14 protein-coding genes are annotated in these 15,337 nt (G+C 66.4%); 10 read left to right on the top strand and 4 right to left on the bottom strand.

Translation table 11 applies throughout. The features are described from left to right. The first annotated feature begins 122 nt into the window (after nt 1-122). From CX676_RS15425 to acnA, 5 genes are read left to right on the top strand one after another with little or no spacing between them, the layout of a single operon-like run. Complete coding sequence (locus CX676_RS15425) at nt 123-1,088, top strand: Bug family tripartite tricarboxylate transporter substrate binding protein (protein WP_101753406.1); 966 nt, start codon at nt 123-125, stop codon at nt 1,086-1,088. Between the two features lie 58 nt (nt 1,089-1,146). Beyond that, nucleotides 1,147-1,617 carry a tripartite tricarboxylate transporter TctB family protein gene (locus CX676_RS15420; RefSeq protein ID WP_198590213.1) on the top strand — a complete coding sequence of 157 codons (471 nt, stop codon included), beginning with the start codon at nt 1,147-1,149 and terminating at the stop codon, nt 1,615-1,617. 7 nt (nt 1,618-1,624) lie between these two features. Then, on the top strand, nt 1,625-3,124 hold the full coding sequence (locus tag CX676_RS15415; RefSeq protein ID WP_101753405.1) for a tripartite tricarboxylate transporter permease: 1,500 nt from the start codon (nt 1,625-1,627) through the stop codon (nt 3,122-3,124). Nucleotides 3,125-3,135: 11 nt separating this feature from the next. Further along, complete coding sequence (locus CX676_RS15410) at nt 3,136-4,011, top strand: GntR family transcriptional regulator (RefSeq protein WP_101753404.1); 876 nt, start codon at nt 3,136-3,138, stop codon at nt 4,009-4,011. 1 nt (nt 4,012) lies between these two features. Continuing rightward, entirely contained in the window at nt 4,013-6,577 is a 2,565-nt protein-coding gene (gene acnA, locus CX676_RS15405) for an aconitate hydratase AcnA (protein WP_101753403.1), read from the top strand. Nucleotides 6,578-6,634: 57 nt separating this feature from the next. Here the strand turns inward: acnA and CX676_RS15400 are convergent, their stop codons facing one another. From CX676_RS15400 to CX676_RS15385, 4 genes are all read right to left on the bottom strand, one after another. Then, nucleotides 6,635-7,714 (bottom strand): DUF475 domain-containing protein, encoded by a 1,080-nt coding sequence (locus CX676_RS15400; RefSeq protein WP_101753402.1) that lies wholly within the window; start codon nt 7,712-7,714, stop codon nt 6,635-6,637. Nucleotides 7,715-7,919: 205 nt separating this feature from the next. Continuing rightward, entirely contained in the window at nt 7,920-8,741 is an 822-nt protein-coding gene (locus CX676_RS15395) for a universal stress protein (RefSeq protein WP_101753401.1), read from the bottom strand. 114 nt (nt 8,742-8,855) lie between these two features. Further along, on the bottom strand, nt 8,856-9,830 hold the full coding sequence (locus CX676_RS15390) for a glutathione S-transferase family protein (protein ID WP_101753400.1): 975 nt from the start codon (nt 9,828-9,830) through the stop codon (nt 8,856-8,858). 16 nt (nt 9,831-9,846) lie between these two features. Further along, a complete protein-coding gene (locus CX676_RS15385) occupies nt 9,847-11,169 on the bottom strand; it encodes an MFS transporter (RefSeq protein WP_101754374.1) in 1,323 nt (440 codons plus the stop codon). Between the two features lie 133 nt (nt 11,170-11,302). Between CX676_RS15385 and CX676_RS15380 the strand changes: the two genes are divergently transcribed. Genes CX676_RS15380 through CX676_RS15360 form a run of 5 tightly spaced genes read left to right on the top strand, consistent with a single transcriptional unit; the run spans nt 11,303 to nt 15,282 of the window. Further along, nucleotides 11,303-12,088: an exodeoxyribonuclease III gene (locus CX676_RS15380; RefSeq protein WP_101754373.1), complete on the top strand. Its 786-nt coding sequence runs from the start codon at nt 11,303-11,305 to the stop codon at nt 12,086-12,088. A 2-nt stretch (nt 12,089-12,090) separates the two neighbouring features. Next, the gene (locus CX676_RS15375; RefSeq protein WP_101753399.1) at nt 12,091-13,572 is read left to right on the top strand and encodes an FAD-binding protein; all 1,482 of its coding nucleotides are present in this window, start codon (nt 12,091-12,093) and stop codon (nt 13,570-13,572) included. Continuing rightward, nucleotides 13,569-13,961 (top strand): hypothetical protein, encoded by a 393-nt coding sequence (locus CX676_RS15370; protein WP_101753398.1) that lies wholly within the window; start codon nt 13,569-13,571, stop codon nt 13,959-13,961. Before CX676_RS15375 ends, CX676_RS15370 begins: the two co-directional genes overlap by 4 nt. Then, complete coding sequence (locus tag CX676_RS15365; protein ID WP_101753397.1) at nt 13,958-15,004, top strand: hypothetical protein; 1,047 nt, start codon at nt 13,958-13,960, stop codon at nt 15,002-15,004. Before CX676_RS15370 ends, CX676_RS15365 begins: the two co-directional genes overlap by 4 nt. A gap of 8 nt (nt 15,005-15,012) precedes the next feature. Next, a complete protein-coding gene (locus tag CX676_RS15360; protein ID WP_157935962.1) occupies nt 15,013-15,282 on the top strand; it encodes a hypothetical protein in 270 nt (89 codons plus the stop codon). The last annotated feature ends 55 nt before the right edge of the window (nt 15,283-15,337 follow it).

The raw sequence follows: 15,337 nt of genomic DNA, 5'->3' as shown, positions 1-15,337 counted from the left end.
CGGCGGTCCCACGGCGGCCTTCCTTCGCGCAGCTGAGCCGAGGGCCTTCCTTCATCATTGCATTTTATCATCACATACTGCAATGTGATTCGCGACAGAGGTCCACAGGGAGGAATAACCAGATGTCGCTTATCTCGCGCCGCTTTGCTGCGGCATGCGTGGCCGTAACCATGGCCATCTCGCCCGTCGCGGCGCAGGAGCTTGAAGACCTGACCCTGACCGCGCCGGCAGGTGCCGGGGGTGGTTGGGATTCGCTCGCGCGGTCGCTACAGGAAACCATGATGAAGATCGGCACGGCGAAAAGCGTGCAGGTGATGAACGTGCCGGGCGCCGGTGGCACCGTCGGTCTGGCGCAATTCTCGCAAAGCGCGGCGGGATCGCCCAACCAGCTCTTGGTCGGCGGGATCACCATGGTCGGCGCCATCATCACCAACAAGGCGCCCGTCAACCTGACCGGTGTCGAGCCGCTGGCACGGATGACCGGCGATCCGCTGGTGGTCGTGGTGCCGAAGGATTCGCCGATCCAGACGCTGGCCGATCTCAGCGCCAAGATCAAAGAGGATGTCGGCGGCACCATCTGGGCCGGCGGTTCGGCCGGTGGCGCGGACCATATCCTCTCGGCGCTGATCACCGAGGCCTCGGGCGGCGATCCGTCCAAGGTGAACTATGTCGCCTATTCCGGCGGCGGCGAGGCGCTGGCGGCCATGCTGGGCGGCCAGGTGACCGCCGGTATCTCGGGCTATGGCGAATGGCAGGGCCAGATCGAATCTGGCGACCTCAGGGCGCTTGCGATCTCTTATCCCGAGCCGATCGAAGGGATCGAGGCGCAGCCGCTGAAAGCGCAGGGCATCGATGTCGAGCTGGTCAACTGGCGCGGCCTCTTCGCCGGTCCGGGCATTGCCGAGGCCGACAAGGCGGCACTGGCAGCAGCCATCGAGACCACGGTGAAATCGCCGGAATGGCAGGAAATCCTCAAGGCGCGCGGCTGGACCGACTATTACGCCCCGGCCGACGAGTTCAAGACCTTCGTCGAATCGGAAAACGAGCGCGTCCATGCCGTGCTGAAATCCATCGGCCTGGCCGAATGATCGCAAGGCGGGCGGAGGGAAAATCCTCCGCCCGCCTTTCTCGATGGGGGACAGATCCATGAACATGACGGAACGCAGCGGGCTGCATCGCCCGACCGCGATCATCGGCCTCGGCCTGTTCGCGCTGGCCGCGATCACCTGGAACGATGCGCGCTCCATGACCATCGCGGCGAATTACGGCGTCGGCGCCGACGCCGCCTCCTATTTCGTCGCCGCCTTCCTCGCCGTGCTGGGTGTCGGCCACCTGATCGCCGCTCTGAAACCCGGGATCGAGGCCGATGAATGCGACTGGGGCGCGGTCGCCTGGATCGGGCTGGCGCTGCTTGGCCTGATGGGTTCGATCGCCTTCGGCTTCGGCTTCATCCTTGGATCGACCCTGCTTTTCGCCTTCACCGCCCGAGCCTTCGGTCGCCGCGCGCTGGTCGTGGACCTGATCATCGGATTCGTCCTCTCGACGCTGATCTTCCTGATGTTCAACAAGCTTCTGCAACTCGCGCTGCCCATGGGGCGGCTGGAAATGATGTTCTGAGGTCGCCATGGATTCCGTTCTTCTGCTGCTCCAAGGCTTCGGCACCGCCATCGAGCCGATGAACCTCGCCTTCGCCGCCATCGGCGTCATGCTGGGCACGGCCGTCGGCGTGCTGCCGGGCATCGGACCGGCGCTGACCGTTGCGCTGCTGCTGCCGGTCACCTTCAAGATGGACCCCGGCGGCTCGCTGATCATGTTCGCCGGCATCTATTACGGCGGCATGTATGGCGGTTCGACCACGGCCATCCTGCTGAACACACCGGGCGAGGCCGCTTCGGTCGTCACCGCGCTCGAGGGCAATCAGATGGCCCGCAAGGGACGTGGCGGGCCGGCGCTGGCCACAGCCGCCATCGGATCCTTCGTCGCCGCGCTGATTGCTACGCTGGGACTGGCCTTCCTCGCCCCGATCCTCGTGAAGATCGCTGTCAAGTTCGGGCCCTGGGATTATTTCGGGCTGATGCTCATCGCCTTCGTCACCGTCTCGGCCACCTTCGGCTCGTCGCCGCTGCGCGGTTTGACCAGCCTTGGTATCGGGCTCTGGCTGGGGCTGATCGGCATCGACCAGCTGACCGGGCAGACCCGGCTGGCCTTTGGTGTGCCGAACCTCTTCGACGGGATCGAGGTCACGACGCTGGCCGTCGGCCTCTTCGCCATCGGCGAGGCGCTCTATGTCGCCTCGCGCCACGCCTATGCGCCGGAAAAACCCATGGCGATCAAGGGCTCGATCTGGATGACCAAGAAGGACTGGTCGCGATCCTGGAAGCCCTGGCTGCGGGGCGCTGGCATCGGTTTTCCCATCGGCGCGCTGCCGGCGGGCGGGGCCGAGATCCCGACCTTCCTCAGCTACACGACCGAGCGCAAGCTGTCGCAGCATCCCGAGGAATTCGGCCATGGCGCCATCGAGGGCGTGGCCGGACCCGAGGCGGCGAACAACGCCTCGGCCGCCGGCTCGCTGGTGCCGCTTCTGACGCTTGGCCTGCCGACCTCGGCCACGGCGGCGGTGATGCTGGCAGGGTTCCAGCAATACAATATCCAGCCCGGGCCGCTGCTCTTCGTACAGCATGCCGATCTGGTTTGGGGCCTGATCGCCTCGCTGTTCATCGCCAACGTGATGCTGCTGGTTCTGAACCTGCCGCTGGTCGGCCTCTGGGTGCAGCTGTTGAAGATCCCGCTGCCTTGGCTTTATGCCGGCATCCTGGTCTTTGCGACCATGGGCACCATTGCCTCGAACCCTTCGGTGGTCGAGCTGATGCTGCTCTCGGGCTTTGGCCTGCTGGGTTTCCTCATGCGACGCTATGATTACCCGGTCGCGCCGGTGATCGTCGGGCTGATCCTTGGCCCGATGGCCGACAGCCAGTTGCGCCGCGCGTTGCAGATGAGCCAGGGCGACCCGATGATCCTGCTGCAGCATCCCGGCTCGGCCATCATGATCGGCATCGCGACCATCGCCCTGATCGCGCCCTTCGTCTTCAAGGGTCTGGCGAAGTTCCGGCAGGACGAGGACTGAGGCCCGTTTCCATGTCGCGCCCCAGCCTCGCCCCAAAGATCATGTCGCGGATCCTGGAGCATGCCCGCGCAGAAGGCATGACCAGCGGTCAGCACCTGCCGGCACAGGCGCTTGCCGATGTCTTTCGCGTCTCGCGCGCGCCGGTCATCAGCGCCCTGCGCCTGCTGGAGAAACGCGGGCTGGTCAGGTCCGAGGACAACCGGGGATTCTTTCTCGATCAGGACGCGGCCAACCTGCCGGTTCTGGCCGAGGAGGACGAGGAGGCGATCTATTTCCGCGTGGCCGACGACCGCCTGGCGGGCAGCACGCCCGACCGTTTCAGCACCACCGAGTTCATGCGGCAGTATCAGCTGTCGCGTGGACGCGCCCAGCAACTGCTGCTGAGGATCGAGGACGAGGGCTGGATCGACCGCCTGCCCGGCAATGGCTGGCAGTTCAGCGAAACGCTGACCTCGCCCATGGCCTATGCCCATGCCTATGACTTCCGCGCTTCCATCGAACGCGAGGCACTGTTGCAGCCGGGGTTTCGGATCGACGCCGAGGCTTTTGCCGAGGCCCGCGCCCGCCAGCAACAGATGCTGGCAAGCTTTGCCAGCGACAGCCGCAGTGCTGTGTTTCGCGCCAATAACGATTTCCACGAGATGCTGATGCGCTGCTCTGGCAATCCCTTCTTCATCGACGCCTTGCAGCGCGCCAACCGGCTGCGGCGGCTGATCGAATACCGCATCACCACCGACCGCTCGCGCCTGCCGCAGCAGGCGGCCGAGCATCTGCAGCTTCTGGACCTGATCGAGGGCGGTTCACTGCCCGAGGCGGCCGATTTCCTGCATCGCCACATCGCCGAGGCCGGCCGCGCCAAGGTCGCGCTGTTCAACCGGGACGACTGACATGACCCACGAGACGACGTTTGAGGCCGGCGGCTCCCGCTGGCAGATCATCGATTTGCCTGCCGCCGCCGGTGACCGGCTGGCGCGGATGCCGCATATTCACCGGATCCTGCTGGAAAACGTGCTGCGCACCGCCGGGCCGGATGCCGATGCCGCCGCCAGGGCGATCCTTGCAGCGAGTGACGGCCCGGTCGATGCCGAGATTCCCTTCCGGCCCTGCCGGGTGCTGATGCATGACACCACCTGCGGCCCGGCGCTGGTCGATATCGCCGGGATGCGCTCGACGCTCGCCGAGGCGGGGTTCGATCCGGCCCTCTTGAATCCGGTGCTGCCGGTCGATGTCTCGACCGACCATTCGCTGGCTGTCGATGCCTTTGGCGGGCGCGACGCAATGGCCCGCAATCTGGCGAATGAATATCGCCGGAATGGCGAACGCTACCGCTTCATGAAATGGGCTGCCGGCGCGCTGGACCGCTTTACCGTCCACCCGCCCGGCACCGGCATCATGCACACGCTGAACCTCGAGCGGCTGTCGAAGGTGGTGCAGGCCGAGGCGGGCTGGCTTTTCCCCGATGCAATGATCGGCACCGACAGCCATACGCCGATGGTCAATGGCATCGGCGTTCTGGCCTGGGGCGTCGGCGGGATCGAGGCGGAAAGCGTGTTCTTCGGCATGCCGGTGACGCTGCGCGTCCCCGATGTGGTGGGCGTGCGGATGACCGGGCAGCTGCCCGAAGGTGTCACCGCCACCGATCTGGCGCTGACGGTGACCGAGCGCCTGCGCCGGATCGATCTGGCGGATCGCTTTGTCGAGTTCTTCGGACCGGGTGTCAGCACCCTCTCGGCCGGGGAACGCGCGGTTATCGCCAATATGACGCCGGAATTTGGCGCCAATACCGGCTTCTTCCCGGTCGATCAGGCGGTTTTGGACTATCTGACAGCCACCGGCCGCGATCCCGGGCATGTGGCGCTGGTCGAGGCCTATTGCCGCCGTCAGGGGCTGTGGTTCGATCCCTCAGAGACCCCGCAATTCAGCGAGGTCGTCGAGATCGACCTGTCGGAAATCGACGTCAGCGTGGCCGGGCCACGCCGTCCGCAGGACCGTCTGCCCGCCTCGGCGACACAGGTTGCCGCGGCCGAGGTCCGGGGCGGTCCGGCGCGTGTGGTGGACGGCGTGCCCGACGGCGCCGTGGCCATCGCCGCCATCACCTCCTGCACCAATACCTCGGACCCCGGGCTGATGGTCGCCGCCGGTCTGGTCGCGCGCAAGGCGCGTGCGCTCGGCCTGACCCCGCCGCCTTGGGTCAAGACCTCGCTCGCCCCCGGCTCGCCCACCGCCCGGCGCTATCTGGAACGTGCCGGGCTGATGGAGGATCTCGAGGCGCTCGGCTTTGGCATCGTCGGCTTCGGCTGCACCACCTGCATCGGCAATTCGGGGCAATTGACCGATGCCTCACAGCAGGCGCTGGCCGAGGGCCGGCTGCAGGTCGCCGTGCTGTCGGGCAATCGCAACTTCCCGGGACGCGTGCATCCGCAGCTGGAGGCCGGTTTTCTCGCCTCGCCGCCGCTGGTCGTGGCCTTCGCGCTGGCGGGCGATGTCGAACGCGACATCCTGACAGACGAGATCGCCCCGGGCGTCACGCTGGCCGATCTCTGGCCCACGGGTACCGAGATCGACGCCGCGCTGGCCCTTGCTGCGCGCAAGGATGATTTCACCGTCGCCTATGACGAGGCCGAGGACAGCCGGATGTGGGCCGAGCTCGACGCCCCCGACAGCGAGCTCTTTCCGTGGGACGAAGCCTCGACCTATATCCGCCGCCCGCCCTTTGCCGGCTTTGGCGAGGGCAGTCGGCTTGGCAGCTATCAGGCGCGGCCGATCCTTGTTCTGGGCGATGACATCACCACCGACCACATCTCGCCCGCCGGTGCGATTCCGGCCAAGGGCGAGGCGGGCGAATACCTGATCGCGCGCGGCGAGAACCCGCGCGACCTGAACGTGTTTTCCTCGCGCCGGGGAAACTGGGAGACGATGCTGCGCGGGCTTTTCACCAACCGGAACGTCAGGAACCTGCTGGCCCCCGACATCCCCCCCGGCTCGACCCGCCTGCCGGATGGTCGCGATCTGCCCTTGTGGCAGGCGGCCGAGGTCTATCGCGCTGAGGAACAGCCCGTGGTGATTGTCGCGGGCGAGCGTTACGGCATGGGATCGTCGCGGGATTGGGCCGCCAAGGGCGCGGCGCTGCTGGGCGCGCGGGCGGTAATGGCGGTCAGTTTTGAGCGCATCCACCGCGCCAACCTGATCGGCATGGGCGTTCTGCCGCTGCGTCTGCCCGCAGGGGTGACGCCCGAAACGCTGGCGCTGAGCGTCGATGACCGGATCGAAATCTCTGCCGACGAAGCCACACTTCATCCCCGCGCGCCGGTGTCGCTTCGCATCCTGCGCGCCGATGGCCGGGTCGAAGCCCTGACCGCCATTGCCGCGATCGAGACCTCGCTGGAGATTGAAACCCTGCGGCAGGGCGGGCTTCTGCCGCTGATCCTGAAGCGGCTGACCGCGCAGGCTTAGCAAAGCAAACGGCCGCAGGGTTTCCCCTGCGGCCGCAATCGGTTCCGGCGGATCAGGTCAGCTTGCGTCCGCCCGCGTGTTCTTGTTCCAGCGCATCGAGGACCACAGCGACACGCCGATCAGCGCCGCGCCGCCAAGGCCGGTGATGACTTCGGGAATGTGTACGAAGCTCTGCAGGAACATGATCACCGACAGCGCGATGATGGCGTAGAAGGCGCCGTGCTCCAGGTAGCGGTACTGGGTCAGCGTGCCCTTCTCGACGAGCATGATGGTCATCGAACGCACATACATCGCGCCGATGCCAAGGCCGATGGCGATGACGAAAAGGTTGTGGGTCAGCGCGAAGGCACCGATCACGCCGTCAAAACTGAACGAGGCATCCAGCACTTCCAGATAGAGGAAGGCGCCCAGACCACCCTTTGCGCCGGCCTGCATCATCTCTTGGCTGCTGTCCAGGAGACCGCCCAGCACCTCGACCAGCAGGAAGGTCAGAAGACCCCAGATGGCCGACTGGAAGAAGACCTGCGATTCCACCGGATCGAGGAAGCGCGAGACGATCAGCACCGCGACCAGCGCGACGGCGACCTCGATGCCGCGGATGGTGGCGTATTTCTGCATCCGGCGTTCCAGCCAGCGGACCCAGTGCACGTCCTTCTCGTGGTCGAAGAAGAAGCTGAGGCCGACCATCATCAGGAAGGTGCCACCGAAGGCGGCGATGGGCAGATGCGCCTCTTTCATGATGCGCGAATATTCGTCGGGCTGGCTCGCGGCCAGAACCATCGCCTGCCAGGGGCCGATCTTGGCGGCCACCACGACGATCAGCAGCGGGAAGACGATCCGCATGCCGAAGACGGCGATGATGATGCCCCAGGTCAGGAAGCGGTGCTGCCATTCCGGGGTCATGTCCTTCAGCTTGTTGGCGTTGACGATGGCGTTGTCGAAGCTGAGCGAGATTTCCAGCACCGCCAGAACGCAGCAGATGAAGAAGATGGTCAGCATCCCGCCCATCGTGCCGGTCATCTGCCAGCCAAGGGCCGCGCCAAGCGCGAGGCCAAGTGCGGTGACGATAAAGGCCCATTTGAAGTAATGCAGCGTCCCGCCCTTGGGTGCTGCGGCGGTCGGGGTTCCGTTTGACATGTCAGAATCGTCCCTGCGGCTTTGTTCAAGAACAGTGCCGACATCACGAACGTGCCGCCACGTCCGTCAGAGGGGCCCGGTCACCTCGGGTCGTTCACGAATGCGCGAACGTGGCCGACATGGAGGGATTCCGGGCGCAGTTCAAGCCCCCGGCACCGGCCTGCGACAAAAAATCTTCGCCTCGGCGGCAGTCAGCCCAAGCGCGTCAGTGCGACATCAGCACCGGCAGCTGCGCCTGTTCCAGGATGTCGCGGGTGACGCCGCCCAGCAGGTCTTCCGAGAACTTGCTGTGCTCATAGGCGCCCATGATCAGCAGGCCCGCCCCGGTCTCGGTGCAAGCGTCGAGAATGGTCGGCCCGATCCCGGCCCCCGCCGCAGGGCGGATCAGCAATTCGGCCTCGATCCCGTGCAGCGCCATCAGCCGCAGCACATCGGCGGCGTAATCCGGGGGCAGCCCCTCGCCGATCCCCAACACGGTGACCTTCTCCTTGGTGCCAAGGATATGCATGGCATCGGCCAGCGCCCGCGCCGCCGCGCGCTTGCCATCCCAGGCCAGTAATGCGGTCTCGAGGATGGCGGGCTTCTGATAGCTTGCCGGCACGATCACCACCGGCCGGCCCGAGCGCAGCGCCACCACGTCGGGGCGCACGGCGAAATCACCGCCCGCGTTGCCCTCGGCCGCGCCGCCCATGGTCAGGATGTCATGGCCCCGCGCGGCCTCGGTGATGCTGTCACCCTTGCCCGAGAGCACGCGGAAATCCGAGCGATCCAGCAGCCCGGCCTCGGTCACGGCGGCGGTGAAGGCGGCGCGGCGTTCCTCGACGAACTCGGCCTCTGCCTGATCGAGGATGCGGTCGATCTCGCGGGTGAAGATGGCGCCAGCGCGGCGGCGCAGCGGGTTCTGCGGCTGCCAGACGGCCCCGGTCAGATGCGCGTCATATTTCTGCGCCATCTGTACCGCCAGCCGCAGGGCCGCAGCCCCACCACCCGAGCCGGTGTAATTCGTCAGGATGCTGCGGATGGCCATCGGGACTGCTCCTTGTGCGAGGAAGGCGGAAACGGGCTGCTAGGGGAATCTAGGTCGAGGCCAGGGGTCGGTCAATCGGGCGAGGCCTCGTGCGTCGCCGTAATGGACCGCCTCCTACCCCCGCGCATGCGGAACGGTCCAGTCCTCGACCGGACCGATCGGGATGATGCGGTTCGGGTTGATGGTCGCGTGGCTGTAGTAATAGTGCCGGATGTAGTGGTCGGGCCGCACCGTCTCGGCCACGCCGGGCCATTGATACAGCTCGCGCGCCCAGCCCCAGAGGTTCGGATAGTCGATGATCCGGCGGCGGTTGCATTTGAAATGGGTGTGATAGACCGAATCGAAGCGACAGATGGTGGTGAAGAGGCGCCAGTCAGCCTCGGTGACCCGCCCGCCGGTCAGATAGCGGTGCTGGCCCAGCAGCCCCTCGATCCAGTCGAGACTGTCGAACAATGGCCGGACGCCCCGGTCATAGGCCGATTGCGAGGTGGCGAAGCCCGCACGATAGACGCCGTTGTTCACCGTGGCATAGACGCGCTCGTTCACCGCCTCGATCTCGGGGCGCAGGCTTTCCGGCCAATAATCGTCCTCGTTGCCGGTCACCCGGTTGAAGGCCCCGTTGAACATACGGATGATGTCGGCGCTTTCGTTCGAGACGATGCGGCCGCGCTCGCGGTCCCAGAGCACCGGCACCGTCACCCGGCCCGAGGCCTTGGGATTGTCGCGCAGGTAGATGTCGCGCAGGAAGGAACTGCCGAACAGCTGGTCCCCATCGGCGCCGGGGAAATCCTGTTCGAAGGTCCAGCCATCGGCCAGCATGTCGGGATGGACGGCCGAGATGTCGATATGTCCGGTCAGGTCCTTCAGCGCGCGGAAGATCAGCGTCCGGTGCGCCCAGGGGCAGGCATAGCAGACATAGAGATGATAGCGCCCGCTTTCGGCCTTGAACTCGCCCTCTCCGGTCGGTCCCGGCGTGCCGTCGGCGGTGATCCAGTTGCGATGCCGCGCGGTGTCGCGGACGAACTCGCCGCCATGCGCGGCGGTGTCATACCATTCGTCCATCCAGACGCCGTTGACCAGTTGACCCATCTCGTCCTCCTGTCGCTCAGCCGATGGCCCGGTCGCGCGTCTCGGTCCTGACCAGAACCGCCAGCGCGATGGCCGCCAGCACAAGCAACAGTGCAAATGTGCCAATGGCAAGACCAAAGCCCTTGGCGATGATCGCGCCGAGCAAGCTGGGCGCGAGAATGCCCCCCAGCCGCGCGATGGCGCTGGCGGTGCCCATGCCGGTGCCGCGGAGCGCGGTCGGGTAGAGTTCGGGGGTGAAGGCGTAAAGCGCGCCCCAGGTGCCCAGAAGCGCGAAGCTCATCAGGATCAGCGCGGCGGCGATCATCGTGGCCGATGTGGCGATGGTGAAGAGGAAACAGCCCGCCGCGCTGGCCAGCAGGAAACCCATCAGCGTCACCCGCCGTCCCAGGTTCTCGACCCCCCAGGCGGCCAGCGCATAGCCCGGCACCTGCGCCAGCGCGAGGATCAGCAGGAAGCCATAGCCCCGCACGAAACCGAAGCCCTCGCCGGCCAATTGCCCCGGCAGCCAGATGAACACGCCGTAATAAGAAAGCGAGACGAGGAACCAGACGATCAGAATCCCCAGCGTCCGCGCCCGCAGCGCCGGGGCGAAGATCGAGGTCTCGGAGGCCGGGTCATGGCTTGCGGTGGTGATGCGGCTACCCTCGGGCAGCGGCGCCTTGCCATTGGTGGTCAGCACCCGGTTCATCACGTGGCGCACCTCGTCCTGCCGGTCGTGGCGCACGAGGAACATCGGCGATTCCGGCAGCCACAGCCGCAGCCAGAAGCCGATCAGCGCCGGGAAGGCCGCCACGGCAAAGATCCAGCGCCAGGCCTCGGCCGCGCCGTTCACGCTGGCAAGCCAGGCGGTCAGGGCGATGACGATGGTGCCGACGGCCCAGAACCCCTCCAGCCAGACGAGCCAGCGGCCCCGGTTCTTCGGCGGCAGGAACTCGGCCATCATCGCGTAATCGACCGGCAGCGTGCCGCCCACCGCCATGCCGGTGATGAAGCGCAGCGCCATCAGCGCGCCGAGGCTGGGGGCAAAGGCGGCGGCAAGGCCGAAGATCGCGTCAGCCGCCACCGTGATCAGCAGCACCCGCCGCCGCCCGATGCGGTCGGCCAGCCGCCCGAAGAGGTATGCGCCGACGAACATGCCCAGAAAGAACAGCGTCCCGGTATACTGGATCGCCTGCGGCACGCTGAGGCCGAAGCTTGCGGCAATCGACGGCGCGGAAAACCCGACCGAGATCACCTGCATCGCATCCGCCGCCCAGACCAGCCCGAAGATGCCCAGCAAGCGCCACTGGAAGCGGCCGATGCCGCCGCGCGTCAGGGCCTCGTCGATGGTGATGGTCATGGCGCCCTCCTTGCTCCGCATGGGCGGCATCCTGACCGCAGGACGGGCGGGGAACAACGGCCTTTTTCCGCGTGAACTCGACACTGCCCAAGCGCGCCGCTAGTCTCCGCCCCGAATGAGAATGAGGATGCCCATGTTCACGATTGCCACCTGGAACATCAACTCGGTCCGCCTGCGCGAGCCGCTGGTCGCGCGCCTGCTGTCGGAAGAGGCACCCGACATCCTCTGCCTGCAGGAAATCAAGTCGCCGGTCGAGAAGATGCCGCTGCAGGGCTTCGCCGACCTGGGTTACCGCCATGTCGTGGCGCGCGGGCAGAAGGGCTATAACGGCGTCGCCATCCTGTCGCGCCTGCCGATCGAGGATGCGGGCGACCGCGACTATGCCAGCCTCGGCCATGCCCGGCACGTCGCCGCGCGGCTGGAAAACGGGGTCACCATCCACAATTTCTATGTCCCGGCGGGCGGCGACATTCCAGACCGCGCGCAGAACGAGAAATTCGGCCAGAAGCTCGACTTCCTGACCGAGATGCGCGACGCCTTCCATGCCGACAAGCCGCAGAAATCTATCATGGTGGGCGATCTGAACATCGCCCCGCGCGAGGATGATGTCTGGTCGCACAAGCAGCTTCTGAAGATCGTCAGCCACACCCCCATCGAGGTAGAGCATCTGGGCGCGGCGCAGGATGCGGGCAAATGGGTCGATATCACCCGGAAGGACATTCCGTCCGGGCTGCTCTATTCGTGGTGGTCCTATCGCGCCAAGGATTGGGATGCCGCCGACAAGGGCCGGCGGCTCGATCACATCTGGGCCACGCCGGATATTGCCGGCGCTGGTCATGGCAGTCGCATCCTTCGTCCGGTCCGGGGCTGGCAGCAGCCGAGCGATCACGTGCCCGTCTTCGCCAGCTTCGATCTCTGAGCATGGGCCGCTTTTCGCGCCGCGCGCTTCTGCTCGGCACCGGGGCGGTCATCGGGGCATGGGCCGCGAACCGGCTGGCGCCCTGGCATGACACGCTGGACGGGGTGCCGCTGACCGGCCCCGCGCCCGAGGGTACGTTGAACGACGCCTCGCTGCTGTCCGAAACACCCATCGCCAAGCATATCATCCTGACCGAGGACCCCGGCGAGGCCCTGGTCGCGCGGCTGCGCGCGGAACTGGCCGAGGCGCAGGCGGCGGGGCGACCGTTGTGCCTTTCGGCGGCGCGGCATTCGATGGGTGGGCAATCCCTGCCCCGCGACGGCACCGCGCTTGGCTGGGAAAATGGCCGGATCGAGATCGACAGCGCCGCCCAGACTTATCTGGCACCCGGCAATGCCCGCTGGTCGCAGGTGATCGCCGCGCTGGATCCGGTGGGTCTCTCGCCCAAGGTGATGCAGTCGAACCATGATTTCGGCCTCGCCGCGACCTTCAGCGTCAACGCCCATGGTTGGCCGGTGCCGCATGGGCCGATGGGCTCGACCGTGCGCAGCCTGACAATGATGCTGCCCGATGGCGAGGTCGTCACCTGCTCGCGCACCGAGAATGCCGAGCTCTTCGGCATGGCGATGGGCGGCTATGGCCTCATTGGCTTGATCCTGACCATGGAGGTCGAGTCGGCGCCGAATGCGCGGGTGACGCCGAGTTTTGAACAGATGCCGGGTACCGGGCTTGCGGATGCCTTCATGGTGGCACTGGACGATCCGGCAGTGGGCATGGCCTATGGCCGGCTGTCGGTGGATCGCGCCGGGTTTCTGGATCAGGGGCTGATGATCGCCTATCGCCCCGATGCCGACCAGACCGACCTGCCGCCCGCCAGCGGTTCGGGTTGGGTGTCGAAGGTAGCGGCCCGGATCTATCGCGCGCAGCTCTATCGCGAGCCGATGAAGCACCTGCGCTGGTGGACCGAGGCCAGCCTGAACCCGCGCCTTGGCGGCAGTTCGACCCGCAACAGCCTGATGAACGAGCCGGTTGCCACCCTGGATGATGGCGATCCGACGCGGACTGACATCTTGCACGAATATTTCGTGCCGCCCGACCGCTGGTCCGATTTCATCGCCGTCTGCAAGCAGGCGATCCCGCCCAGCTATCAGGAGATGCTGAACGTCACCATCCGCTATGTCGCCGCCGATCCCGACAGCTGGCTGGCCTATGCCCCAACCCCGCGGCTTGCCGCCGTCATGTCCTTCAGCCAGGAAATGTCGGCCCGGTCCGAGGCCGACATGGCCCGCCTGACTCGCGAGCTGATCGACGGCATCGCCGCCATCGGCGGCAGCTATTACCTGCCCTATCGCCCCCATGCCACGGTCGAGCAATTCGCCCGCGTCTATCCCCGGGCCGAGCGGCTGGCCGCCGCCAAGCGCCTGCTGGACCCGCAACTGACCCTGCGCAACTCCCTGTGGGACACATATCTGGAGCCGCTATGAGTTTTCATCAAAAGGTTGCCCTGTTCTATGCGCTGGCCCTGCTGGGCGCTGCATCGATCAACTACATCCCCGGCCTGACCGACCCGGACGGGCTGGCCTTCGGCGTCTTCGCGCTGGATATCTTTGACGACCTCCTGCATCTCGGCTCGGCCCTCTGGGCGCTGGCGGCGGCGCTGATCTCGGCCCGGGCGGCGCGGAATTTCCTCTTGATCTTCGGCACGCTCTATCTGGCCGACGGGCTGATGGGGCTGGCGGTCGGCTCGGGCTATCTGGACCTCGGCATCGTCAATAACGGCGTCCTCGACCTGCCATTTACCTTCAAGATCATGGCCAATGCGCCCCATATCCTCTTGGGCGGCTTTGCCCTGCTGGCGGGGGTGCGGAAGTGAGCTTCCTCTGGCGCTGGCTGAAGCGAGGGGTACTGGCGCTGCTGGTCGCCCTTTTGCTGCTGGCCCTGCCGGTCATCCGCAACGAGACCATGTGCCGGGGCACGCCCCAACCGCAGGATCACACGCCCATCGTCAGCCAGACCCGTGACGAGTCGCGCACCTTCACCACCTATCCCGAATGGCACATCGTCCATGCCTATGCCGATTACGCGCGCGTCATCGCCTCGGGCGACCCGGACGATTTCCGCTTCCTGCAGGCCATCGGCGGCTTCTGGTCCTCGCTCTGCCCGCTGACCGAGATGGCGGATGCACATGGCGGTTTCACCAGCGAGTCCAAGGCAACGATCTATACCATCGGGGTCAGTTTCACCCTCGAGCTGATGCTGAAGGCGGCTTACGAGGAAACGCTTGGCCGCGTCGCGACATGGCTGCGCGGGCCGGATCACAGCCCGATCGACCGGCTGTCGGCGCAGCAGGCGGCGGATTATGCCGCCTTCCTGCAGCAGACCCCGTGGTATCGGTGGGATTTCACCACGGACGCACAGGCGCTGGACGATGCTGCGACCGGCGTTTTCCGTGACCGGGAGCGCCAGTTTGCCCTTGGCGTCGAGTATCGCGCCAAGGCCGCCTATGCCCGCGCGATCGCGGGCGCGGTGGCCGCGACCGGGCAGGACGAGCTGACGCTGCGCGCCGTCGTCACCGGCCTGCCCGAGCCGCAGCTGGCCACGATCCCCGGCGTCACCGTGATCCAGCGCCGCCCCGAGGGGTTCGAGATCGAGACCCCGCGCTATCGCGAGCTGACCACCATCCTGCAGCACATCACCGACGAGGGTGGGCAGATCATCGAGATCGCCGGCAATGACGACATCCTCCTGACGGCAATCACCAACGGCCCCGCCGATCTGGGCGCGATCTTCACCTTTCCGCTGCAGGGCAGCCGCGAGATGCGGCACCTGATCGTGGTCAAGGTGCCAGAGCTGGCCAGCCGCCTGCGCGAGCTGGACCTTGCGCACGCGCGGCTTGAACATATCCACGACTACTGATGCGGCGGGTGGCGGCATATGCACTGGCCCTCGCCCTTGGCTGGCTGGCGCTGATGGCCGGCGGCATGTTCATCCCCGGCGCAGCACCCTCGGCGCTGGTCATCGCCCCCGCGCCCGACCTGCTGGCCCGCCTGCCCGAGGCGCGGCTGGTCCATGCCACGCGCCTGACTGCCACCGTCAGCAATGTCAGCGCCGCCGAGGTCTATCGTAAGGGCGCGGGGCTGTTGGTCCTGCCCGCCGGTTTGCCGCTTTGCATGATCCCGCCCGAGCCACGCTGACCTTGTAACCCAAGGGGGCATGGCCCTATCTATGCCCAGACCCTTTGAGATGAGA

Origin of the sequence: Paracoccus zhejiangensis (genome assembly GCF_002847445.1) — a bacterium.
Taxonomy (GTDB): domain Bacteria; phylum Pseudomonadota; class Alphaproteobacteria; order Rhodobacterales; family Rhodobacteraceae; genus Paracoccus; species Paracoccus zhejiangensis.
The sequence above is the reverse complement of the archived record's forward strand: the minus strand, read 5'-3'. Positions and strand labels throughout refer to the sequence as shown.